The following is a 20,118-nucleotide window of genomic DNA, read 5'->3' as shown; positions in this document are numbered from 1 at the left end:
TTACAACGCCTCTGGCTTGCCTTGGTATTTCGCCCTGTAAGAGCAGCGGGCGGCGTTGCTGGCGCACTGATCTCGCTCTTTTTCGGTCAGGCCCAGCGCTAACGCTTCTCGCCAAGCCACTGCTGCGCGGCGGTGCCGTTTTTGCATTTCAAGCCCTTGCGCTTTGCTGCATAGCGCTGCGAATGAAGAGGCCATCAGATCACCACCTGAAGGTCTGACGCCTTAGGGTTCTGCAATGCTTCGGTCACCGCATCAGCCATCATCTCTTTCATGAAATCGTGGCCTGCTGGCGTCAGTTTCCCGCGACTGGGGTTGAACATTGAGGCGTAGGTATCAACTACCGCCTGTTCTCCATCAGCCGCGCCGCGCACCTCGTAAACAAGGCGCTCAATGTGGCCAATCATGATTCGGGACAGGCTCACTTCGGTTATTTCGACAAGCACCGGTAACTTGCTGGTGGGTACCGTTACTGGCACCTGATATCCGCCAAAATGACGGAAGCAGTAATCGAGATGGGCGAGGGCGATGCGCTGGCGGTCACGCTCAATTTTTTCTTTGTTAGTCATCGTAAATATTCCTTGTCTGGAATTTGGTTGCAGAATTCCCCAGCCGTGAGGCTGCAATTAATTTTTTTTGATATTTAACTCTGTATATTAATGATTAATTTGTTTTGCCTTTATTGTGTTTATCCACCGTGTCTTTTAGTTGCATTATTCGCGCAGCTATAATCATTAGCATTCCATCGAGCGTCATATTGTATTCAGCACGTTCAAACTTATTGAAGTTGTTAACGGCTGTTAGCATTGCATCAATGACATATAATTCATCGCCCACATCTAACATGTCGAAATCAACTGGCGTTAGTTTGGGATTTGCCATTAGAGGTGCTCCAATTCAAGTTGGTTTAGCATGTGACGAACCTGCTTGATATTTTCAATTGCTAAATGGGTGATGGAATATTCGTCTTGCCATCCTCCATCAGTCTGCAAATTATCGCGGACTACATGTAATGCACCTTCGGAGAAATTCAGGTCGAGAATGCAAGCACGAATCCCATTGAGTAAACAGCCTTTAGTTTCTGCATTCATAATTTCTGCCCCAATTCAGCCATGTTAGTAATAATTTCGAGAAGGTCGAGAGCTATACTTCTTTCTTGGTCACTTCCGGTTAGAAATGAAGCCGCATCTGCCAATGCTTTTATTTTAATTAGTGCATCCTCAGCGCTATATGGTGGTGTGTTTTTCATTATTGTGCCCCTCCCACTTGTGCTGCCCGGCTTGCCAATCCTTGTGCAAACTCAACAATTTCATTCGCCAAAATGTGGTCTGCATGGTTAAGTCTAATAATCATTGCGGCATCAAGAATTGCTGCCAAATCGCTTAAAATATCTACGAGGTTGATATCACCGTTTTTAACTGTTGCCATTTTGCATCTCCTTCACTTGATAACCTGCCGCTTGCGCCATTTCTAAAAAGCCCTGCAATGTGGTTAGGTGATAACCTGGCAGCATTGGTTCGTGCGACTCTAGCTGTCCATCATTAATGTGCAGCATTATGCGACCTGTGAATTCAGGCTTAACTTGAATGACGATGTTGTTATGCATATGTCACCTCGTTAATCGGGAGGCGAGAACCTAACGACAATACGTACTGACTTGACAGCTGGCGGCGAGCTTCTTTCTCACTGCGGGCCACAACGCGACGCATAACAGGCTTGGCATTAGGGTCTGAGCGCAAGACAGATGCAAAAACAAATGTGCTTGTGCTAGTATTCGACTCAGCCTTATTCTCAACACCGTCGCAGGTATTAATGTTTAGGGTTAGGCTCTGGTGTTTAACGGGCGTTGAAGCCAGAGCCGAATCACAGTGACATGTCACGTTAATCATACTTTCACCTCTGAGGTTCCACCTGTTGCACGTGCAACTTGATGTTTATTCCCGCGCTTGCAAATAATACGAGCCAATGACTCGAGGGTAACAAAACGACATTCGCACTCTTTATTTTGGCATTGATGGTGCCGCTCCTTGGTGGATTCACTCAAATAACGACTTGTGCGTGTATGAGCTACATGAGAACAAATAGGGCAGTGCATCATTTTATTTGTCCTTATTAATGTTGAAGCTTGCGCAAGATTCTATTTCAATCATTTTTTCCAGAATCTCCATATTGGCAGATATTAAAAGACCAACATTTTGCATGTCACTTTTCGCATCTGCATAATGATCGTTGCTAGCAGCCCAGAACATTAGGTTTGCAACTGAACGGATTCCATTAACGATATAATCAATCCCCATTCCTGCATTACTTTCATGAGCTTTGTATTCATCTTTGCTTAATTTCTTTCCATCTACAGAAATCATCAAATCAGCTAAGTTAGGCATTTGTATTCACCATGATTTGTTTGGAATGAATTTTTTTATTTGCTGGAACAGCAAACTGAATTTTTAAATTTGGGGGACTTGTCTAAAATCTCTTTAGCGTGGGTGCAAGCCTCTTCATATGAGTTGAAGAAATCCACAAGAACGAAACCGAATTCATTTCTTTCATAAATTTGGTATTCAGGCACATCGAGAAAAGAGGTGAAAAATATATATGCTGCATTCTCGTTATGACCTGATACAGGCATGAAATAACTTATTTCAGATCCGGCAGCTTTGAGTTTTTGATGAATATCGAAGGAAGTTGTTTGAATATTTATTTTTGTATCAGTCATCTCATTAGCTCCGTTGTTTGCCGCTGAGGTAATAATACTCAAAGTTCTAATATTAACAATACTAAAAGTATAAAAACGTAGTATTTAAAGTATTACTTATTGATTTACATGATATTAAATTTTATCTAAACCAAAAAAAACCCGCATTCGCGGGCTAAGACTGCTTGGTGGAGTGCTCACAACCACATCATGGCCTGAACAACTACTCCGATGATTTTGCAGTTTCCATTCACTTGGAGCAGAGGGTATTGAGGATTTAGTGGTTTGAGATATGTCGAACCACCATCAATCACCAATTTTTTGAATGTGGCCTCGTTTGCATCGGTTAGCTTAGCTATGACAAGGCTTCCGTTTTTGGCTTCTTTCCCTGTATCTACCAGAATATTCATTCCCTCTGGAATGCTCAGGCCTACAGGGGAGGTCATGGAGTCACCCTGTACCTTAAGCCAGAACGCCGTTCCCTCGACGTGGGCATCTGATTCATACCACTCTTCAATCTCTTTGAGTGTGTAGGGTTCTACAGCCTCACACCAAGAGCCAGCGCTTACCCAGCTTATTAATGGGTAACTATTCCTAGGCTTAGCTACGCTGACGTATGAAACATTGGACGCTCTCGATAGGCGTTCAGCCTCTGCCGCTATGGAAGGGCTGAAGTCGGCGATTTGCACTTGTAATAGGTTCGCGAAAACAGCTGCAACATTGAGGTTTATCGGGTTTCGACCGTTTAAGTAATGACCTACGGCACCCTGCGAGATCTCTAACTGATCAGCTACATCTTGCTGCGTAATGCCTAATTCTTTTTTCTTTGACTCATACAAAGCTTTAAGCCTGCTTGCGTCTTGAAGCTGTTCTGTCGTCAGGGTTCTTTTCTTTTCCATGATTTTATTTTAATACCTTTAGTTTGAAAGTGTCTCCTACATATAGTATCTTTAATGTTAATACTTTTGATATTATTAATCTATAGCTAGAGGTTATATGACTTCAATGACCCTTAAAGACTATGTAGCTGAACATGGGCAAGTCCGTACCGGGAATGCCCTCGGCGTAACTCAAATAGCCATCAGTAAAGCACTTCAGTCAGGAAGAACTATCCATGTTTCCGTTAAAGAAAACGGCGTTCTTGAGGCATACGAGGTGAAGACGTTCCCTTCGAAAAGAGGTCCACGAAGCAAATCAAATGGCTCATGACTATCACCGGACGGTTATGCCGTCTGTATTCAGTGAGGCAGATGGTGAGTGGATTCAAACCATGCTGAGTGAGTTAGGCCCAGCAGCAAGAGGGAAAATCGCGACAAGGTACGCAGAAGTTTACCAGATGGCATGGGATAGCGAGCCGGTAAGTTTTAAACAGGAAAACAAAGCGCGTCACGAAGCAAATACGCGCCTCAGGGAGTTTGTCCGGAAGTACTCAGCAGCCAGCTCAGGTTTAACAGCTAAACCGAAACTGGTCGGTGGGTGAGCCCTCCAAGAAAGCCTTCAGAACCTGTACTAGCAAAGTGGTACGAATGGGGAAGAGGGGAGAAAACTTTCTAGGGGGGTTTGGGGGGTGATCTTTGAAAGAGGGGTGTTAGGGAAGGCCTAGCCAAAGGAAGGGCTCTTTACTTAAAGATGATCACTGTCTTTAGAAAAAGCGACACAGAAGTTTAGATGGCTAGAAGGTTAGCCGCATAACCGGTCAGGGCTTCGGTTCTGGCTAAGCGAATTTATCACTGAAGGGGAAGTTTTCGATGAAATTCTATTTGAACGCTGAAACCTCGAAGGGAAGCAAGAAACCGACACGTCACACTTTGGCGAGTTATACCGTGCCGGTCCTTGCTGAGGTACAACATGCTTAACATCACTGCAAATTTAGCACAGCAACGAGCGCTGGACATGTTACGACGCGACTGGAAACAGTACAACTCGTTCATGGTCTACAGCCCTACAGGTAGCGGTAAGACTGGGCTAAGTGCATTCATCACTGACGGGTTCGTCTCACGCGGTATGCGCGTTCTGATGGTCTGCCCATACACAGTACTCATCACCCAAACAGCCAAACGCTTTGTCGAATATGGGCTACCAGAAGAAGAAATCGGCTTTATCTGGCGCGATCATCCTAACCACGACCCTGAGCGCCTTATTCAGATTGCCTCTGCTGACACACTGATCCGGCGTGATTTCCCTGAAAACATCGATTTGCTGATCATTGACGAAGCTCACCTTCGCCGCAAAAAGATGCTCGAAGTTATCAAGTTTCTGACAGAAGAAACCAAAGTGAAGGTGATCGGTCTTTCAGGCACCCCGTTTGCTCCATTCCTCGGAAAGTATTACCAGCGCCTGATCAAACCGACAACCATCAAAGAACTTATGGAAACAGGTGTTCTGTGCGGATATGAATTCTTCGCGCCGACTAAGCCGGATCTGAGCAAAGTCAAAACTACTCGTTCAGATGAATATGGCACCGATTTCAAAGAAGATGAAGTTGCCGAGATCATGTGTGGCTCTGAGCTGGTGGGCGACATCGTTAGCAACTGGCTTGCCCATGGTAAAGATCTGCCAACCGTTGCCTTTTGCGTAAACGTGAACCATGCCAATTTTGTGACGATAGGGTTTAATCAGGCAGGCGTGAATGCTGAGGTTATGACTGCTGATACGCCACACGATGAACGCCTGATGATTATTCACAGGTTTGAGCAGGGTGCTACGAAGGTTCTTGTGAGCGTGGGAACACTGATTGCCGGATTTGATAGTGACGTGAGGGCGATTATCTATGCACGTCCGACAAAATCAGAAACTCGCTGGCTGCAGACTATCGGGCGTGGATTACGCACTGCTCCGGGCAAGGATGCCTGTCTTGTGTTTGACCATTCAGGATCAGTTATCCGGTTAGGCTTCCCGGAAAGCATTGAATATGACGAGTTGCCAACGAAAAGTGACGGCATGAAAGATGCTGCAGCACAAAAGGCAGCGGAGAAGCTCGAAAAACTCCCCAAAGAATGTAACCAGTGCCATTTCATGAAACCGGCAGGGGTATACGTTTGCCCGAAATGTGGTTTCAAACCGTTGGTCGGGGAGGATGTTGAGACCGACACCACTCGTGGACTGAAAAAACTCAGCGGAAAGAAAAAAGTGCCCACGCATAAGGATAAACAGTCTTGGTGGTCGCAGATCATCTTCTATCAGCGCAAGCGCGCTATGGAAGGAAAACCGGTCAGTGATGGTTGGTGTGCTCACACCTTCAAGGACAAATTCGGTACATGGCCGAAGGGGCTAAGCGATCAGCCGGCTCAATTATCGCCTGAGGTTAGCAACTACATCAGACATAAACGCATCGCCTTTGCTAAGGGACGCGAGAAGCACAAGCCGGAACAGATGGAACAGGAATTCAAGCTCGCCAGCCCTGAACCAGCATCACCCGCCCAAATCACAGCACACCTCATTAAAGTGCGTGAGCAGTTATTAAATCGTTCACCAGGAGATAAACAGTGAAAACCCGTGAAGCAGCAATAGGCCAGTGGCCGAAGATTTTTGATTATTACGGGTTGCCTCCAATAACTGGAAAGCGGCATTTCAAGGGTAAATGCCCGATTTGTGAGGCCAAGGGAAAATACCGTTGTGATGACCTTGAAGGACGCGGCACGTTTATCTGTACCTGCAATCGTGGTGACGGGTGGAAGTTGCTCTCACTGACGCAGAGCAAAACCATTCAGGAATTGATGGATGAAGTTGACCAGATCATTGGCAACACTTTTGAGCATGAACAGAAACACGCGGCACCAGTTAAAAGCGATATCACCAGAACGCGCGAGCGGGTAATTGATATGTTTGGCCGACTGGTTCCGCTCAGCCATACCGATGGGGAGAAATACCTCAATAATCGCGGCATCTTTGAAATGCCTCCAGAAGCAATTCGCTACTGCGGTTCACAGAGGGCCGCTAATGGCTCAGATCATCAGGCGATGTGGTCACTGGCTACCGACGACAAGGCAAATCTGTGTTACCTGCACCGGACTTTGTTGGACGGTGATAAAAAGGCATCGGTTGCAGCCTCTAAGAAATTAATGGCCCTTCAGGAAGAGAACGTTTTGAAGTATGCGGAATCGGTAGCGATCCGAATGTACCCGCCAGCTACTACGTTGGGCATTGCTGAAGGAATTGAAACAGCGCTTTCTTGTAAGAAGATATATGGGGTGAATACTTGGTCAGTCATCAACTCGGGGTTCATGGCTAAATTTCGCGTTCCTCAGGGGGTGAAGCACCTGATTATTTTTGCAGATATGGACCAGCACTCGGCAACGGGCCATGCCGCAGCGTTCGCCTGCGCACACGCAAATCTCATTGCAAAGAATGACCTTGAGAAAGTCAGTATCCGCTGGCCGGATCACGGGGACTTCAACGACATGATGCTTAATGGCTGTGAAGTACGTGAACAGCCCTTCACGAAGAAGGTGGCAGCTTAATGAAACTCGAAAACGCACTGAAGCAGTTCAACCCTAAAAGCCAGATGATCACCAATGTCCCGCCAGCGACATCGTCTGATTCGTTAAGCGGCCCTGACCTTGCTGCGTGTTTGGGTATGGCTGAGTCTCAGGCATCTTTTGGCATGGCTGCTTTTCTCGGGAAGAACGGGATCAGCAAAGAGGACGGCCAACGCACGATTGAGCGCCTTGCAGCCTATGCGATGCAGAACGCCGGTAAGCACGTTGGTAAGGCAGCAGGCCGCCGCATGGCGCACTGCATGGTTATCCTTGCCAAGATGGCCTATGCGGAATACTGCCAGTCAGCTGGCAGCACTAGCACCTGCACAGATTGCGCTGGCACTGGTTTTCACGCAGCTGAGTGCGAGGTGGTTAAATATGCCGGTTACATTGGTGCTGATGGTGAAGTGAAGATTCCAGCAGTGACCAAAATCCAATCCGTTAGAGAGCTGTGTCATACCTGCAATGGAAAAGGGCAGATTTCTGCCCGTTGTCGCTGCAATGGTACTGGCCGAGTGCGCGACTTGGTTAAATCCAACCGCCTCGGGGTGCCAGTTGATAAGACCTGCGACCGCTGCACGGGGAGAGGATTTAAACGCACACCGGGCACAACGGCCCACAAAGCGATTTTGGCTCTGTTGCCTGAACTGCATGAGAGAACATGGAACCGTAACTGGAAACCGCTCTATGAGCTGCTGGTGGTGAAATGTGACAAGGAAGAGAGTCACGCCGACGCAGTGTTTCAGAGAATCACCAAAAGATAGGGTGATCGGGGATCTTATTGATCGGTTGAAATATAAATCTTGCATTTTGTCCGAACTTGGCGTAATTTCTCTAAATCATGGGCGTTTCTATAGATGAGCGCTTAGCAAAACATTCAAGACCTCGCTCCGGCGGGGTTTTGTCGTTTCTGGAGATGATTTTTAAATGAACTATTTTCATAGTCCTAAATTCCCTCCACCTTACGACCAGTGCAATGACAGGTTTTTGCTCTATAGTCGTTGCTTTGGTTATGAGTTAGCGGCGGCTTCTTTTGATGAGGATAGGATTTTCTCCAATTTTTTATGTTCCTCAGCGGGAGAAATTATTTCAATTCTCCCGGAAGAAATTGATGGTTGGCTCAGGCTTGAAGCGATGCCCGCTCTGGCAGGGTTAAAATAAACTCAAGAAACATATCTTTGTCTTTTTGGCTGACAGAACGCTGTAAATTAAGCTTTGTATAAAGTGGTTTTAGGTTTTCCTGAGTAAGAAAAACTCTCGCCTTCATCAATCTGTCGCGAATAAAGTTGAGACGTTCATCGAAGCGAGAAACTCTCACGCCCAAACGGGTTAGTTTGCGCTGAGTTATTTCATCTGGGTTGGACTGCTGCAAATCTTCCAGAACCAGTTTGATATCACGCTCAAACAAAATAGAAATGTCGTAGTCGTCAAGTAGGCAATCAGAATGCTGAACGTTTCCTATCACGACATCCTCATATTGTGGTTTTTTAGGTTTTAACTCATCGCCATAATCCGAGAAACCTTTTTGCGACATAACATCTTCTAATTCAGCATTGGAGTCTGACTTACGTCTGGAAATTTTTACTCTACCGTCATTGGATCCAGCCATACGTTTAAGTTCAACATATGCAGCACGCCCGATAATTTCTGGCCTGCGAGCATTGAGTATCTGATTAGCAATTATAAGCAGGGAAGGTTGTCCAGCCTCTAGTATCGCTTTTTTCTGATATAGAGAAAATATTTGCGATTTTGCTTCTTTAACAGCAACGAGGAGACGGTGGTAATTTGCCTGATTGGTAAGTTCTGTAGCCAGTTGCTCAAATTTAACCCCAAAGGCAGCGAAGCCACAATCATGGCCGATATTAGTTTCAATCCCATCCTCAGTAACAACGAGAACACCCTTAAAATGCTTGGTGCGGCAGTTCTTTTTTCCGCATGGAATTTTGTTTGCTAGCTCATAGTAACCAAACGCATCCATAAGTTTTTTACCTGTTAAATCAACAATACTTTGGAAACCATCTCGTTTTTCAAGTTCTTCCCAAGTTTCCAGCTTCTCAAAAGTGTTTTGATTCTTGATATAGATCATCTTTTATCATGCCGTGAATGTTTGCTAGGAATAGCCCTAATCCTCAAACATAACTCTGCTGTGATAAAAGATCATTTATTTTAATTTTCTCTAGACCGATATGTCATTTCTTAAATGCTATTTCATCAGGGCTATAACAGACTTAGCTCCATCAGAGCCTAAAGTGGGTGGACGCAGCGACTGCTAGAAGTGGCAAATAATTCTAACCTCAGTACTCGCCGGGTTCTTTTGCTTTCTGCGCAACAGAAAAGCTGCCTGACGAATTGAGCTGCATAGCGGCGCAATCGTGTTGTGAAACAGGCGGCTTTTCGTTGTGGTGAATATCATAACCGTAGTGGGCGGGCGTTAACTGCCTGACAAATTTCTTAAGGCTGCCTTCGGGTGGCCTTTTTTATTTCCCGATGACTACGCACCCAACCGGATGCCCGGAGGGGGAGACTATGAAAATGGACCAAGGCTCAGGAAACATCGTCACGCAGTTCTTTGCGTGGTTCGCTGCGCTTGCGGCCGCCTGCGGATTCACCACTCAAGACATGATTTACATGTTGTTTGGACTAATCGGCGTGATTATTTCCTTGGCGTCGTATGTCAGTGGTCGTCTGGACGCTCGAAAGGCGAGAAAAGAAAACGAGAAACGCACCAAGATTGTCAGTGACTATCTGGACGAAGCTCGAACAAAACCCGCTCATGAGAAACCAGCTGCTGCGAAGGTTATCAGCGAGGCACTTTCTAAAGCGGAAGTGTGATATGGCGAACCTAAAGACAAAACTCAGCGCGGCCATGTTGGGTTTAATTGCTGCTGGCGCTTCTGCTCCCGTGATGATGGAGCAGTTTCAGGACGAAAAAGAAGGTACAAGCCTGATTGCATACGCCGACCAAGGCGGAATATGGACAATCTGTGGTGGTGTGACACGAGTCTATGGGCAGCCAGTAGTAAAGGGGCTGAGATTAACCAGAGCACAATGCGACATTATCGATAAAGCCGAACAGGCCAAAGCGCTGGCGTGGGTTGATAAAAATGTACGAGTCCCCCTTACTGAGCCGCAAAAAGTTGGAATCGCTTCATTTTGCCCATGGAATATTGGCCCCAGTAAATGCTTCACATCGACGTTCTACAAAAAACTCAATGCCGGTGACCGGCGCGGTGCATGCGCTGAGATCAAACGCTGGATTTTCGACGGCGGCAAAGATTGCCGAATTCGTTCGAATAATTGCTTTGGACAGGTAGAACGCCGCGATCAGGAAAGTGAATTGGCTTGCTGGGGGCTTGATGAATAGCAATGTTTCGATTGTTGTGGCCTTCGCCGCAGGCATAGCGCTGACGTGGTGGATTGAGGGCATGCGCTGGGATAAAGACGTATCCAGCCTTAAAGAGTCCCACGCCCTTGCACTGAAGGCTGTTAGCGATAAAGCGGTTATTGATTTGGCCGCCGCCAACCGGCGCACTGCTGAAGCGCAGGCCGCCGCCGCAGAGTTAGATAAGAAGCATACCGAGGAATTAGCCAATGAACTGGCAAAAAATGAAGCCCTACGCGCTGATGTTGCCGCTGGCACTCGCCGCGTGCGGATCGCATCAGCCAACCTTGCAACCTGTCAGCTCACCCGGGGCAACAATACCGGAGGCAGCAGCGTGGGCAATGCAGTACAAGTCGAACTCAACGCAGCTGGTGGACGGGCTGTTCTCGATCTCCGAGCCAGCGCCATCAAAGACGGCCAAGTGATTCAGTATCTTCAAGGCTACATCACCAAGGTGGTGAAGCGGTGCAAGATTAACTAAATGGAGACAGGCATGACTGTAAAAGAAAAATCCTACTGCCATCTCATAAAAAGTCCGAAAGAAGATGCGTTCCGTTACATTCATATGCGACAAATTACGTGTGGTAGCGATGAACGGGCGATGTCCGGCATTATGACTATTAAATTGAATGAACAAATTAGAAGGATGAAAAATTTCAGGTGGAAATAACACCGAGCATCTTAATATAAGGTGCTCGGGAATAATCAATCCAGAGGGCTGATTGGGTCAGTCTTCGCTTGAGAGTTTCCTATAATTAACGACATCATTATTCCTCTTACTTCGGAAAATGATTGGCCTCTAATGGCATCACCAAGCACATCGTTTATTAAGGTGATGGAGTGACAGTATCCTTCTTTTGTCGGAATGGATATGAAGGTTTTTTGCCCGTTAGAAACTAAACCGCCAATAACGGAGAGCACTTCCTCACTCATTAAGACTGATGTGTGGTCACTTGATACGGGCTGAAAAGTCCAGTCACTCCCATTGAAACGCACCAGTAAATTAGAACGATCAGGCCTTAGTGCTGGCCCCATCATCGGCAGTATTCGCCATCCGCAATACCATGTCTTACAAACGGAAGGCCTATCATCATAGATGGCGCAGCCACCTTGGGGTCTCAAGTTACTACACGGAACGTCAGCTTGTTTCTTTAAAGTTGGCTCATTTATTCTGAGTGAAACACAACATGCGGAACATGAACCACACTTTCTTCCTTTAATAAGCATTTTTTCAAGACTCATCACACGTCCTTATTGGCTTCCAAAACTTATATATGTCAGGCCGTGCACCACCACGGCGTATAGCAAGCGTACCTTATGTATGGTTATTAGTAAGCCAATATTTTTACGAAATCAGATGCCGGCCAGCAGCAATCAAAAATTGAATGCATTCCTGATTACCACATCAAATAATCGACCGCATTCGGGCGGTTTTTTTATGGGAGCAAATATGCAGGTCACTATTGACGGTGTCCAGTATGCGCCTGCGTGCAATTCGGATTCCCGTATTGGCATTGCCATAACGACGCACAACCGGCCCGCTGTGTTGCTTAAGACGATCGAGCAACACTTAAAGCACCTTCCACTTGGTTCGAAGCTAATCATCATCGATGACGGATCAAATCCACCAGCAGTTGCGCCGGAGAGCTTCGAGGTAATCAGGCACGAGAAATCACTCGGTATTGTGGCTTCGAAGAACCGTAGCCTTGAGGCGCTGATTGACGCAGGTTGTGAGCACCTTTTCCTATGGGACGACGACGCTTATCCGATCAGTGATAACTGGCACATCCCATACGTTGAATCACCAGAGCCTCACTTGGCTTACCAATTCCTTGATCTTGCTGGCCCGAACAAACTGAGGGATTTGGGCGTGCTGTTCCGAGACGGCAGGAATATCGCCTACACCGGCCAGCGCGGCGTGATGCTCTATTACCACCGCAGCGCTATCGAAAAGGTTGGAGGCTTCGACCAGGTCTATGGGCGCGGAATGTACGAACATCCGGATCTTGCTTTGCGTATTCATAACGCCGGGCTGTCTACTTGGGCTTTCGCTGACGTGGTTGGCTCAGAGCTGCTTATTCACTCGCTTGATGAGCACGAACAGGTAACACGCTCATTGCCACGGCCAGACCGCGAGGCACTGGTAAAGAACAATGTTGGCATCTTCAACAGCCGCCGGGAGTCTGGCTATACAGGTTATGCGCCTTATCGCCGGGAGCAGAACGCAGTGATCACCTCCCTGCTAACCAGCCAATCTGACCCGCAGCGCAATACGAAAATGCACTGCTCCCCGGAGACTATTCAGGCGTGGGCCAGCTCAATAGCTGGTGGACGCGCGATAGTGCTGGCTGACGAATTGAAAGAGGCGCCCACCGGTGCAGAGTTGCACCAAGTGGCGGTAACGGCGATGAGCCCTTACTTAGCGCGCTGGCAGCACATCTACCAGTTCCTTCGAGATCACCCTGAATTACGTTTCGTCTGGTGCACAGATGGCACTGACGTTGAGATGCTGCACGAACCATGGGCTGAAATGGTGCCAGGCAAAATCTACGTGGGTTCAGAGCACAAGACCTATGACGACGAGTGGATGCATGCCAAGCATCACGGCAAAGCCTACACAGACTTCATACAGCAGCACCTGAATGAGCCAATGCTTAACGCTGGGCTGGTCGGCGGCATGCGCGCTGACGTGATGGAGTTTGCGCACCGCATCATCCGCCTGCATTACCGCATTGAGAGCCAGCGCTTTTGGAAGCAGGAAACCGCACCTGAAACGCTGGTGGACATGGGCGCTTTCGGTATAGCCGCTAAATCGTTTGGTGACCGCATTGTGACGGGGCCAAGGGTCAACACCATCTTTAAATCTGATGGCATCGGTAAGGGGTGCGCGTGGTGGAAGCACAAATAAAATTCGTTGTGGTTGGCCATCATGCCCGCCGCTCGCAAGCAGAGCATCTTGCCAGTTTAATCGGTGCTCACGTGCTGATGGATGAAGAGGGTAATGGCGCTAACTGGAACCACAGGCGCGCTATCGAATGGGCCAGCCAACAGGACTGCCGCGTGGTGATACTCGAAGATGACGCGGTGCTAATGCCCGGCTTCAATGATTCAGTGCGCCAATGGCTAAGCCGCTTCCCTAACGACTTAATCAGTTTCTATCTTGGTACCGGCCGCCCGCCGCAGTATCAGCAGCATATCGCCGCTGAGTTGATTCAGGCGGATAAGCTGAGGACAGACTTCATCACAATGAACCGGCTGATCCACGGCGTGTGCTACAGCCCGCCGCAGTGCGGCATTACGAAGATACTCAAGGAGTGGAACCGAACCAAGGCCGCAGACTATGCAGTCGGTGATGCGCTGGGCCGCCGGGTAATCTATCCATGTTACTCACTCGTGGATCATGCCGACGGTGAGACAGTCGAGCGGCACCATGACAATCAACCACGCAAAGAACGCCGCCGCGCATGGCGTCTGGCAATCAACTTTAAATGAGTGAGGCAGCATGAAACAGATTCAGTTAGCAAAGTTATATAAGCGCGGCATGTTCTGGGGTTATGGGATTGCGGTAGAGGGTGAGCTGGTTGGCCAGCAAGTAGAATCGAACATCATCACCGAGCCTAATAAGTTGCCAATCATCACCGCCAGCTTTTACATCAAAGAGCAGCAGGCTGAAAACCCAGTCACCATCAATCTGGATTAGCGTGAGACTAAATGAAAGAGCCACGAGTTTATGGCAGCCGATGGAACAAGGCGCGCCTGTCATTCCTCAGAGATAACCCGCTATGCATTATGTGCCAAGAGCAGCATCGCATAGTGGCCGCGTCAGTCGTTGACCACATCGAACCCCACAAGCTCACTGACGCCATTAAGTCAGGCAATCAGCAGGAAATCACGAAGGCACAGAAGCTGTTCTGGGATAAGAAGAACTGGCAACCACTGTGTAAGCCTCACCACGACTCAACCAAGCAGCGAATGGAAAAAGGCGGTGTTGTCATCGGCTGTGATGCTAATGGCTATCCTCTCGACCCAAACTCGCACTGGAGTAAGTAATGACGCAAGACCAACAAACCATACTGATGTTTAAAGGACTCATCGCATCACTGCCGGAGCAACAGCAGGTGAAGGTGAAAGAAGCCGAGAAGAAGATCCGCGAGATACTGCGCGACTATCCAGAGGGAGAGGCCACCGTGGCCTTCGGACTGATTGGTGCCGAGTTTCAAACCGATGGAATGGAAATGATTACCAAGTGAAATGGTTTCATTTGCAATGATATCGATTCGCATCTAGGGCGGGGGGAGGGGTAAATCTTCAAAGGCTTTGCCCCTAAAGACCGCTGCCAAAGTTCTATTTTAACGCTAACCCGATTTTTTCAGTTTTAAAGGTGTTGACATATGGCAGAAAAAAGAACCCGTTCCGACAGTTCGTCGGCGGCAATTCAAGCCATGCAAAATGCAACAGTGGACACCATCCAACCGCCAGCGCATGCGGGTTTGGAGAAAAAAGCCGAACCATTTTGGCATGACAATATCAGATCAAAAGCGCTGGACAGTTGGACACCGGCTGACCTGCTGGCTGCCGCCGAACTCGCCAATAATCAGCTCTATATTACCGTTTTGCGCAAAGATTTACGCAAAGAAGAGCGGGTGCGCGGCGAAGACCGTGACGAAGGACTTATCAAAGACTACCGCAAGCAGATAGTCGAATTGCAGCGAACCATTCTGGCCCAGCGCCGTGATTTACAAATTCACTCTCACGCCACTAATGGCGAGAGCCGAGACCAGAAGAATCGAAATCAGAACGACCGCGCGGCACGAAACACTAAATCGCACCACGCTGAAGAAGAAGACAACCTGATCGCTTTCCCTAAACACGGATAACAAATTATGACGCGAGGTGAGCGTGTTATAGCGTTCATTGAGCGCTTTTGTCTGGTACCAGAGGGCAAACTTATTGGTCAGCCAATGAGATTGGACCCGTTTCAAAAACGATTCATTCTGGCTATTTATGACAATCCTGTCGGCACCGACATGGCGATCCTTAGCATTGCCCGTAAGAACGGCAAAACAGGCCTCATCGCAGGGATTCTTCTTGCACATCTGGTTGGGCCGGAGGCTGTGCAAAACTCGCAGATCGTCAGCGGTGCTCTAAGTCGTGAGCAGGCGTCCATCGTTTTTAACCTCGCGGTGAAGATGGTTAATCTCAACACTGCTTTGCAGGACCTTGTGCATATCACGCCAAGCGGCAAGAAGCTGATTGGCCTGCCTTGCAACGTCGAATACAAAGCGTTGTCCGCAGAGGGTAAAACCACGCATGGCCTGTCCCCAATTTTGGCAATTCTTGACGAGACGGGACAGGTCCGCGGCTCTCAGGATGATTTCATCGACGCGATAACTACCGCGCAGGGCGCACATGAAAACCCGCTGCTGATTGTGATCAGCACACAGGCGGCTAATGACGCTGACCTGTTAAGTATCTGGATTGATGATGCTGTTAAGTCGAAAGACCCGCACATTGTCTGTCACGTTTACGAGGCTCCGAAAGATGCAGATATTAGCCTTAGAGATACGTGGTTAGCTGCAAATCCTGCACTAGGCACTTTCAGGTCTGAAAAGGACATGGCGAGGCAGGCCGAAAAAGCAGGAAGAATGCCGAGCTTCGAGAACACCTACCGAAACCTTAATCTTAATCAGCGAGTGTCTACCGTTTCACCGTTCATTTCCCGAAGCATTTGGGAGCTTTGCGGAGGCGTGCCGGTGAACTCGCCGAGAAAATGGTATGCCGGTTTGGACTTGTCAGCACGCAACGACTTAACCGCACTGGTCATTGCTGGCGAGGACGAAGATGGTATTTGGGATATCTTCCCCTTCTTCTGGACACCAGAAAAAACGCTGGTTGAGAGAGCGAAAACCGACCGCGCACCTTATGACGTATGGGTTAAACAAGGCCTGCTTAGGACGACGCCCGGCGCGTCCGTAGACTATGCGTTTGTGGTAAACGATATCGCAGAAATCATCAGTGATTTTGACATTACCTCTCTCGCGTTTGACCGCTGGCGAATAGAGCAGTTCAGGAAAGACGCTGACGCAATTGGTTTATCCCTGCCGCTGGTTGAATTCGGCCAAGGCTTCAAGGATATGGGGCCAGCCGTAGATACCCTCGAGTCCGTCATGCTCAACGGGCGCGTTAGGCACGGAATGCATCCGGTTTTGACGATGTGCGCTGTCAACGCGGTGGTTGTGAAGGACGCTGCCGGAAACCGCAAGCTCGATAAATCAAAAGCAACAGGCCGAATTGACGGCATGGTCGCACTCACGATGTCGGTGGGCGCGGCCAATGGGGAAGTCACTGAAAAAGGTGGTGACTTTGACGACTTCATATTTAAACCACTGAGCATGTAATGGAAGAACCTAAATACAGCATCGACCTCAGAACGAATAATGGCTGGTGGGCTCGGGCGGCATCATGGTTTGTCGGTGGTCGTCTGGTAACGCCAGAGAATGGCTCCCAAACCGGCCCTGTCTCAGCCAGTGGGCATCTTGGCGATTCAAGCATTACCGATGAGAGAATTCTTCAGATCTCCACGGTGTGGCGCTGCGTTAGCCTTATTTCCACCTTAACGTCAACTTTACCGCTCGATGTCTTTGAAACCGATAAAAGCAATAACCGGAGCAAAGTCGGCATCAACGATAACCCTCTGGCAAGGCTTTTACAGTACTCGCCCAACCAGTATATGACCGCTCAGGATTTCCGAGAGGCCATGACGATGCAGCTGTGCTTTTACGGCAATTCATATGCCCTGATAGAGCGCAATCGCTCTGGCGACATCATAAGCCTGCTTCCTCTTATGTCCGCAAATATGGACGTGAGAATGCAAGGGAAAAGGCTGATCTACCGATATCAGCGCGATAGTGAGTATGCCAACTTTCAGCAAAGCGAAATATTCCACCTGAAGGGGTTTGGTTTCAATGGGCTCGTCGGCCTTTCGCCGATTGCACATGCTTGTAAATCTGCGGGCGTCGCCGTGGCGATGGAAGACCAGCAGCGTGATTTCTTCGCTAACGGCGCAAAATCTCCGCAAATTCTTTCAACAGGTGAAAAGGTGCTAACCGAGCAGCAGCGCTCGCAGGTCGAAGCGAATTTTAAAGAGATTGCAGGTGGCCCGGTAAGAAAACGCCTATGGATACTTGAGGCAGGATTCAGCACATCAGCCATCGGTGTTACTCCGCAAGATGCTGAAATGATGGCATCGCGAAAGTTTCAGGTTAGCGAACTTGCACGATTCTTTGGCGTTCCGCCTCATCTCGTTGGGGATGTTGAGAAATCAACCAGTTGGGGATCGGGGATCGAGCAGCAGAATCTCGGTTTCCTGCAATACACGCTTCAGCCCTATATCTCCCGTTGGGAAAACTGCATCCAACGGTGGCTGCTTAAGCCTGACCAAGTCGGTTTCTTACATGCAGAACATAATCTCGATGGCCTTCTGCGTGGTGACTCAGCTTCTCGGGCTGCTTACATGAAATCGATGGGTGAAGCTGGCCTTCGTACCATCAACGAAATGCGCCGCATTGATAACCAGACACCTTTACCGGGCGGCGATGTCGCTTTCCGGCAGGCGCAGTACGTGCCAATCACTCAACTGGGCAACAACAACGAGACTCGCGAAAGCGGGTCTTAGTTTTTATGGGGGCCATGATGCCAGAAATTAATAAAACGCTGTCCTTTGACCAGACCGAAATCAAATTCACAGGTGATGGAAAGCAGGGGATCTTCGAAGGTTACGCCTCTGTCTTTAACAATACCGATTCAGATGGCGACATCATCCTCCCCGGCGCATTCAAGAACGCGCTAGCCAACCAGACCCGCAAAGTGGCCATGTTTTTTAACCACAAGACGTGGGATTTGCCCGTTGGCAAGTGGGATGCGCTGGAGGAAGACAGCAAAGGGCTTTTGGTTCGCGGGCAACTGACGCCGGGGCATAGCGGCGCGTCGGATTTGAAGGCTGCCATGCAGCACGGCACCGTCGAAGGTATGTCGGTCGGCTTCTCTGTCTCCAAAGACGATTACTCGATGGGGACGTCCGGACGAATCTTCAAAAACGTTGCCGCACTGCGCGAGATCAGCGTGTGCACCTTCCCAGCTAATGAATTGGCCGGGGTCTCTGCAATGAAGAGCGCTGAAGGCATCGAAACTATTCGCGACATTGAGAACTGGCTGAGGGATTCAGTCGGATTATCGAAGTCGCAGGCAGTGGGCATGATTGCCCGGTTTAAGTCAGCAATTCGGAGTGAGTCCGAGGGCGACCAAGACAAATCAGAAATCGCAGCTCTACTCGAGAGCATCCAATCTTTCCCTCGAAAATTAGGAAACCAATAATGTCCGAATTAGCCAATATTCAAAAAGCCATCGAAGAATCGCAGAACAACATGCAGCAACTTTTCGATGCACAGAAAAAAGAAATCGAAAGCACCGGTCAGGTATCCAAGCAACTTCAAGATGACCTGATGAAAGTTCAGGAAGAGCTGAAGAAATCTGGTGCACGTCTTTTCGATATCGAGCAGAAATTTGCTAGCGGCGCGGAAAATCCAGAAGAGAAAAAATCTTTCTCAGAGCGTGCCGCCGAAGAGCTGACCAAGTCATGGAACGGCAGCAAAGGTAGTTTCGATGCCAAGACCTTCAATAAGTCTCTTGGCAGTGATGCTGCCTCAGCTGGTTCGCTGATCCAGCCATTGCAGGTGCCGGGCATCGTCATGCCGGGCCTGCGTCGCCTGACCATTCGCGACCTGTTGGCGCAAGGGCGCATCTCCAGCAACTCTCTGGAATATGTGCGTGAAGAAGTATTCACGAACAACGCGGCCACTGTTGCTGAAAAAGCATTGAAACCTGAGTCAGATATTACTTTCAGCAAGCAGACGGCAAACGTAAAAACCGTTGCTCACTGGATTCAGGCTTCGCGTCAGGTTATGGACGATGCCCCTATGCTTCAGTCCTACGTGAACAACCGCCTGATGTATGGTCTGGCCCTGAAGGAAGAGGGACAATTGCTGAACGGCGACGGCACCGGCGATGATCTGGAAGGCATTAACCACGTTGCAACTGCTTATGATGCCACTCTGAACGCAACGGGTGATACCCGCGCCGACCTGATTGCACATGCGATTTATCAGGTCACAGAATCTGAATTCAGCGCGTCAGGCATCATTTTGAACCCGCGTGACTGGCACGGTATCGCGCTGCTGAAAGATAACGAAGGCCGCTATATCTTTGGCGGGCCTCAGGCATTCACCAGCAACGTAATGTGGGGGCTTCCGGTTGTTTCAACCCAAGCACAGGCACAGGGTACGTTCACCGTCGGTGGTTTCGATATGGCTTCTCAGGTTTGGGACCGCATGGATGCAAGCATCGAGGTTAGCCGCGAAGACCGAGATAACTTCGTGAAAAACATGCTGACCATTCTGTGTGAAGAACGTCTGGCGCTGGCGCACTACCGTCCGAAGGCACTCATCAAGGGCACCTTCGAATCTGGTTCTTGATAGACGGAGCGAGGCGGGGAAACCCGCCCTGATTGC

General features: G+C 48.7%; 33 protein-coding genes. 19 read left to right on the top strand and 14 right to left on the bottom strand.

What is annotated here, in order from left to right; all coding sequences use genetic code 11:
• The 12 genes from V2154_RS10705 to V2154_RS10650 form a co-directional block, all read right to left on the bottom strand.
• Complete coding sequence (locus tag V2154_RS10705) at positions 1-195, bottom strand: hypothetical protein (RefSeq protein WP_353502231.1); 195 nt, start codon at positions 193-195, stop codon at positions 1-3.
• Positions 195-566: a hypothetical protein gene (locus tag V2154_RS10700; protein ID WP_353502230.1), complete on the bottom strand. Its 372-nt coding sequence runs from the start codon at positions 564-566 to the stop codon at positions 195-197. Before V2154_RS10700 ends, V2154_RS10705 begins: the two co-directional genes overlap by 1 nt.
• A 94-nt stretch (positions 567-660) precedes the next feature.
• Positions 661-879: a hypothetical protein gene (locus tag V2154_RS10695; protein WP_353502229.1), complete on the bottom strand. Its 219-nt coding sequence runs from the start codon at positions 877-879 to the stop codon at positions 661-663.
• Complete coding sequence (locus tag V2154_RS10690; RefSeq protein ID WP_353502228.1) at positions 879-1,088, bottom strand: hypothetical protein; 210 nt, start codon at positions 1,086-1,088, stop codon at positions 879-881. The genes V2154_RS10695 and V2154_RS10690 overlap by 1 nt, the downstream gene beginning before the upstream one ends.
• Positions 1,085-1,246 carry a hypothetical protein gene (locus V2154_RS10685; protein ID WP_353502227.1) on the bottom strand — a complete coding sequence of 54 codons (162 nt, stop codon included), beginning with the start codon at positions 1,244-1,246 and terminating at the stop codon, positions 1,085-1,087. Before V2154_RS10685 ends, V2154_RS10690 begins: the two co-directional genes overlap by 4 nt.
• The gene (locus V2154_RS10680; RefSeq protein WP_353502226.1) at positions 1,246-1,425 is read right to left on the bottom strand and encodes a hypothetical protein; all 180 of its coding nucleotides are present in this window, start codon (positions 1,423-1,425) and stop codon (positions 1,246-1,248) included. Before V2154_RS10680 ends, V2154_RS10685 begins: the two co-directional genes overlap by 1 nt.
• Entirely contained in the window at positions 1,412-1,603 is a 192-nt protein-coding gene (locus tag V2154_RS10675) for a hypothetical protein (RefSeq protein WP_353502225.1), read from the bottom strand. Before V2154_RS10675 ends, V2154_RS10680 begins: the two co-directional genes overlap by 14 nt.
• Positions 1,596-1,886 carry a host cell division inhibitor Icd-like protein gene (locus tag V2154_RS10670; protein WP_353502224.1) on the bottom strand — a complete coding sequence of 97 codons (291 nt, stop codon included), beginning with the start codon at positions 1,884-1,886 and terminating at the stop codon, positions 1,596-1,598. Before V2154_RS10670 ends, V2154_RS10675 begins: the two co-directional genes overlap by 8 nt.
• Positions 1,883-2,095, bottom strand: coding sequence for an ogr/Delta-like zinc finger family protein (locus V2154_RS10665; protein ID WP_353502223.1), 213 nt, complete (start codon positions 2,093-2,095; stop codon positions 1,883-1,885). Before V2154_RS10665 ends, V2154_RS10670 begins: the two co-directional genes overlap by 4 nt.
• A 1-nt stretch (position 2,096) precedes the next feature.
• Complete coding sequence (locus V2154_RS10660) at positions 2,097-2,381, bottom strand: hypothetical protein (RefSeq protein ID WP_353502222.1); 285 nt, start codon at positions 2,379-2,381, stop codon at positions 2,097-2,099.
• 35 nt (positions 2,382-2,416) lie between these two features.
• On the bottom strand, positions 2,417-2,713 hold the full coding sequence (locus V2154_RS10655) for a hypothetical protein (protein ID WP_353502221.1): 297 nt from the start codon (positions 2,711-2,713) through the stop codon (positions 2,417-2,419).
• A 176-nt stretch (positions 2,714-2,889) separates the two neighbouring features.
• Complete coding sequence (locus V2154_RS10650) at positions 2,890-3,591, bottom strand: LexA family protein (protein WP_353502220.1); 702 nt, start codon at positions 3,589-3,591, stop codon at positions 2,890-2,892.
• Between the two features lie 97 nt (positions 3,592-3,688).
• Here V2154_RS10650 and V2154_RS10645 point away from each other — a divergent pair, with 97 nt between their 5' ends.
• The 5 genes from V2154_RS10645 (at position 3,689) to V2154_RS10625 (ending at position 7,934) form a co-directional block, all read left to right on the top strand.
• The gene (locus V2154_RS10645; protein ID WP_353502219.1) at positions 3,689-3,901 is read left to right on the top strand and encodes a Cro/CI family transcriptional regulator; all 213 of its coding nucleotides are present in this window, start codon (positions 3,689-3,691) and stop codon (positions 3,899-3,901) included.
• Positions 3,891-4,172 (top strand): hypothetical protein, encoded by a 282-nt coding sequence (locus V2154_RS10640; protein WP_353502218.1) that lies wholly within the window; start codon positions 3,891-3,893, stop codon positions 4,170-4,172. The genes V2154_RS10645 and V2154_RS10640 overlap by 11 nt, the downstream gene beginning before the upstream one ends.
• A gap of 368 nt (positions 4,173-4,540) precedes the next feature.
• Entirely contained in the window at positions 4,541-6,181 is a 1,641-nt protein-coding gene (locus tag V2154_RS10635) for a DEAD/DEAH box helicase family protein (protein WP_353502217.1), read from the top strand.
• On the top strand, positions 6,178-7,152 hold the full coding sequence (locus V2154_RS10630; RefSeq protein ID WP_353502216.1) for a DUF7146 domain-containing protein: 975 nt from the start codon (positions 6,178-6,180) through the stop codon (positions 7,150-7,152). Before V2154_RS10635 ends, V2154_RS10630 begins: the two co-directional genes overlap by 4 nt.
• Entirely contained in the window at positions 7,152-7,934 is a 783-nt protein-coding gene (locus V2154_RS10625) for an antitermination protein Q (protein WP_353502215.1), read from the top strand. Before V2154_RS10630 ends, V2154_RS10625 begins: the two co-directional genes overlap by 1 nt.
• A gap of 356 nt (positions 7,935-8,290) precedes the next feature.
• Here V2154_RS10625 and V2154_RS10620 read toward each other — a convergent pair whose 3' ends face one another.
• Positions 8,291-9,256, bottom strand: a complete 966-nt coding sequence (locus tag V2154_RS10620) for a hypothetical protein (RefSeq protein ID WP_353502214.1) — start codon at positions 9,254-9,256, stop codon at positions 8,291-8,293.
• 440 nt (positions 9,257-9,696) lie between these two features.
• Between V2154_RS10620 and V2154_RS10615 the strand changes: the two genes are divergently transcribed.
• From V2154_RS10615 to V2154_RS10600, 4 genes are read left to right on the top strand one after another with little or no spacing between them, the layout of a single operon-like run.
• Positions 9,697-10,002 carry a hypothetical protein gene (locus tag V2154_RS10615; protein WP_353502213.1) on the top strand — a complete coding sequence of 102 codons (306 nt, stop codon included), beginning with the start codon at positions 9,697-9,699 and terminating at the stop codon, positions 10,000-10,002.
• A 1-nt stretch (position 10,003) separates the two neighbouring features.
• Entirely contained in the window at positions 10,004-10,534 is a 531-nt protein-coding gene (locus V2154_RS10610; protein ID WP_353502212.1) for a lysozyme, read from the top strand.
• On the top strand, positions 10,527-11,033 hold the full coding sequence (locus tag V2154_RS10605) for a lysis system i-spanin subunit Rz (RefSeq protein WP_353502211.1): 507 nt from the start codon (positions 10,527-10,529) through the stop codon (positions 11,031-11,033). The genes V2154_RS10610 and V2154_RS10605 overlap by 8 nt, the downstream gene beginning before the upstream one ends.
• Before the next feature lie 12 nt (positions 11,034-11,045).
• Positions 11,046-11,222, top strand: a complete 177-nt coding sequence (locus V2154_RS10600; protein ID WP_353502210.1) for a hypothetical protein — start codon at positions 11,046-11,048, stop codon at positions 11,220-11,222.
• 35 nt (positions 11,223-11,257) lie between these two features.
• Here the strand turns inward: V2154_RS10600 and V2154_RS10595 are convergent, their stop codons facing one another.
• The gene (locus V2154_RS10595) at positions 11,258-11,794 is read right to left on the bottom strand and encodes a YkgJ family cysteine cluster protein (RefSeq protein WP_353502209.1); all 537 of its coding nucleotides are present in this window, start codon (positions 11,792-11,794) and stop codon (positions 11,258-11,260) included.
• A 208-nt stretch (positions 11,795-12,002) separates the two neighbouring features.
• Between V2154_RS10595 and V2154_RS10590 the strand changes: the two genes are divergently transcribed.
• The 10 genes from V2154_RS10590 (at position 12,003) to V2154_RS10545 (ending at position 20,082) form a co-directional block, all read left to right on the top strand.
• The gene (locus V2154_RS10590) at positions 12,003-13,460 is read left to right on the top strand and encodes a glycosyltransferase (protein ID WP_353503976.1); all 1,458 of its coding nucleotides are present in this window, start codon (positions 12,003-12,005) and stop codon (positions 13,458-13,460) included.
• Positions 13,442-14,044 (top strand): hypothetical protein, encoded by a 603-nt coding sequence (locus V2154_RS10585; protein WP_353502208.1) that lies wholly within the window; start codon positions 13,442-13,444, stop codon positions 14,042-14,044. The genes V2154_RS10590 and V2154_RS10585 overlap by 19 nt, the downstream gene beginning before the upstream one ends.
• 10 nt (positions 14,045-14,054) lie before the next feature.
• Positions 14,055-14,252, top strand: coding sequence for a hypothetical protein (locus V2154_RS10580; protein WP_353502207.1), 198 nt, complete (start codon positions 14,055-14,057; stop codon positions 14,250-14,252).
• Between the two features lie 11 nt (positions 14,253-14,263).
• Positions 14,264-14,602, top strand: coding sequence for an HNH endonuclease signature motif containing protein (locus V2154_RS10575; protein WP_353502206.1), 339 nt, complete (start codon positions 14,264-14,266; stop codon positions 14,600-14,602).
• Positions 14,602-14,802, top strand: a complete 201-nt coding sequence (locus V2154_RS10570; protein ID WP_353502205.1) for a hypothetical protein — start codon at positions 14,602-14,604, stop codon at positions 14,800-14,802. Before V2154_RS10575 ends, V2154_RS10570 begins: the two co-directional genes overlap by 1 nt.
• A 141-nt stretch (positions 14,803-14,943) precedes the next feature.
• Positions 14,944-15,429, top strand: coding sequence for a terminase (locus tag V2154_RS10565; RefSeq protein WP_353502204.1), 486 nt, complete (start codon positions 14,944-14,946; stop codon positions 15,427-15,429).
• Between the two features lie 6 nt (positions 15,430-15,435).
• Complete coding sequence (locus V2154_RS10560; protein WP_353502203.1) at positions 15,436-16,950, top strand: terminase large subunit; 1,515 nt, start codon at positions 15,436-15,438, stop codon at positions 16,948-16,950.
• Positions 16,950-18,227 (top strand): phage portal protein, encoded by a 1,278-nt coding sequence (locus V2154_RS10555; protein WP_353502202.1) that lies wholly within the window; start codon positions 16,950-16,952, stop codon positions 18,225-18,227. Before V2154_RS10560 ends, V2154_RS10555 begins: the two co-directional genes overlap by 1 nt.
• A 17-nt stretch (positions 18,228-18,244) precedes the next feature.
• The gene (locus V2154_RS10550) at positions 18,245-18,925 is read left to right on the top strand and encodes an HK97 family phage prohead protease (RefSeq protein ID WP_353503975.1); all 681 of its coding nucleotides are present in this window, start codon (positions 18,245-18,247) and stop codon (positions 18,923-18,925) included.
• Positions 18,925-20,082, top strand: a complete 1,158-nt coding sequence (locus V2154_RS10545; RefSeq protein ID WP_353502201.1) for a phage major capsid protein — start codon at positions 18,925-18,927, stop codon at positions 20,080-20,082. Before V2154_RS10550 ends, V2154_RS10545 begins: the two co-directional genes overlap by 1 nt.
• The last annotated feature ends 36 nt before the right edge of the window (positions 20,083-20,118 follow it).

Origin of the sequence: Ewingella sp. CoE-038-23 (assembly GCF_040419245.1) — a bacterium.
Taxonomy (GTDB): domain Bacteria; phylum Pseudomonadota; class Gammaproteobacteria; order Enterobacterales; family Enterobacteriaceae; genus Ewingella; species Ewingella allii.
Note: the sequence above shows the minus strand (reverse complement) of the source record. Positions and strands in the feature narration are given on the sequence as shown.

Bases quoted from the DNA above. Each gene is read 5' to 3' on its own strand.
- V2154_RS10705 (WP_353502231.1), bottom strand. From the start codon at position 195: ATGGCCTCTTCATTCGCAGCGCTATGCAGCAAAGCGCAAGGGCTTGAA.
- V2154_RS10700 (WP_353502230.1), bottom strand. From the start codon at position 566: ATGACTAACAAAGAAAAAATTGAGCGTGACCGCCAGCGCATCGCCCTC.
- V2154_RS10695 (WP_353502229.1), bottom strand. From the start codon at position 879: ATGGCAAATCCCAAACTAACGCCAGTTGATTTCGACATGTTAGATGTG.
- V2154_RS10690 (WP_353502228.1), bottom strand. From the start codon at position 1,088: ATGAATGCAGAAACTAAAGGCTGTTTACTCAATGGGATTCGTGCTTGC.
- V2154_RS10685 (WP_353502227.1), bottom strand. From the start codon at position 1,246: ATGAAAAACACACCACCATATAGCGCTGAGGATGCACTAATTAAAATA.
- V2154_RS10680 (WP_353502226.1), bottom strand. From the start codon at position 1,425: ATGGCAACAGTTAAAAACGGTGATATCAACCTCGTAGATATTTTAAGC.
- V2154_RS10675 (WP_353502225.1), bottom strand. From the start codon at position 1,603: ATGCATAACAACATCGTCATTCAAGTTAAGCCTGAATTCACAGGTCGC.
- V2154_RS10670 (WP_353502224.1), bottom strand. From the start codon at position 1,886: ATGATTAACGTGACATGTCACTGTGATTCGGCTCTGGCTTCAACGCCC.
- V2154_RS10665 (WP_353502223.1), bottom strand. From the start codon at position 2,095: ATGATGCACTGCCCTATTTGTTCTCATGTAGCTCATACACGCACAAGT.
- V2154_RS10660 (WP_353502222.1), bottom strand. From the start codon at position 2,381: ATGCCTAACTTAGCTGATTTGATGATTTCTGTAGATGGAAAGAAATTA.
- V2154_RS10655 (WP_353502221.1), bottom strand. From the start codon at position 2,713: ATGACTGATACAAAAATAAATATTCAAACAACTTCCTTCGATATTCAT.
- V2154_RS10650 (WP_353502220.1), bottom strand. From the start codon at position 3,591: ATGGAAAAGAAAAGAACCCTGACGACAGAACAGCTTCAAGACGCAAGC.
- V2154_RS10645 (WP_353502219.1), top strand. From the start codon at position 3,689: ATGACTTCAATGACCCTTAAAGACTATGTAGCTGAACATGGGCAAGTC.
- V2154_RS10640 (WP_353502218.1), top strand. From the start codon at position 3,891: ATGGCTCATGACTATCACCGGACGGTTATGCCGTCTGTATTCAGTGAG.
- V2154_RS10635 (WP_353502217.1), top strand. From the start codon at position 4,541: ATGCTTAACATCACTGCAAATTTAGCACAGCAACGAGCGCTGGACATG.
- V2154_RS10625 (WP_353502215.1), top strand. From the start codon at position 7,152: ATGAAACTCGAAAACGCACTGAAGCAGTTCAACCCTAAAAGCCAGATG.
- V2154_RS10620 (WP_353502214.1), bottom strand. From the start codon at position 9,256: ATGATCTATATCAAGAATCAAAACACTTTTGAGAAGCTGGAAACTTGG.
- V2154_RS10615 (WP_353502213.1), top strand. From the start codon at position 9,697: ATGAAAATGGACCAAGGCTCAGGAAACATCGTCACGCAGTTCTTTGCG.
- V2154_RS10610 (WP_353502212.1), top strand. From the start codon at position 10,004: ATGGCGAACCTAAAGACAAAACTCAGCGCGGCCATGTTGGGTTTAATT.
- V2154_RS10605 (WP_353502211.1), top strand. From the start codon at position 10,527: ATGAATAGCAATGTTTCGATTGTTGTGGCCTTCGCCGCAGGCATAGCG.
- V2154_RS10600 (WP_353502210.1), top strand. From the start codon at position 11,046: ATGACTGTAAAAGAAAAATCCTACTGCCATCTCATAAAAAGTCCGAAA.
- V2154_RS10595 (WP_353502209.1), bottom strand. From the start codon at position 11,794: ATGAGTCTTGAAAAAATGCTTATTAAAGGAAGAAAGTGTGGTTCATGT.
- V2154_RS10590 (WP_353503976.1), top strand. From the start codon at position 12,003: ATGCAGGTCACTATTGACGGTGTCCAGTATGCGCCTGCGTGCAATTCG.
- V2154_RS10580 (WP_353502207.1), top strand. From the start codon at position 14,055: ATGAAACAGATTCAGTTAGCAAAGTTATATAAGCGCGGCATGTTCTGG.
- V2154_RS10575 (WP_353502206.1), top strand. From the start codon at position 14,264: ATGAAAGAGCCACGAGTTTATGGCAGCCGATGGAACAAGGCGCGCCTG.
- V2154_RS10570 (WP_353502205.1), top strand. From the start codon at position 14,602: ATGACGCAAGACCAACAAACCATACTGATGTTTAAAGGACTCATCGCA.
- V2154_RS10565 (WP_353502204.1), top strand. From the start codon at position 14,944: ATGGCAGAAAAAAGAACCCGTTCCGACAGTTCGTCGGCGGCAATTCAA.
- V2154_RS10560 (WP_353502203.1), top strand. From the start codon at position 15,436: ATGACGCGAGGTGAGCGTGTTATAGCGTTCATTGAGCGCTTTTGTCTG.
- V2154_RS10555 (WP_353502202.1), top strand. From the start codon at position 16,950: ATGGAAGAACCTAAATACAGCATCGACCTCAGAACGAATAATGGCTGG.
- V2154_RS10550 (WP_353503975.1), top strand. From the start codon at position 18,245: ATGCCAGAAATTAATAAAACGCTGTCCTTTGACCAGACCGAAATCAAA.
- V2154_RS10545 (WP_353502201.1), top strand. From the start codon at position 18,925: ATGTCCGAATTAGCCAATATTCAAAAAGCCATCGAAGAATCGCAGAAC.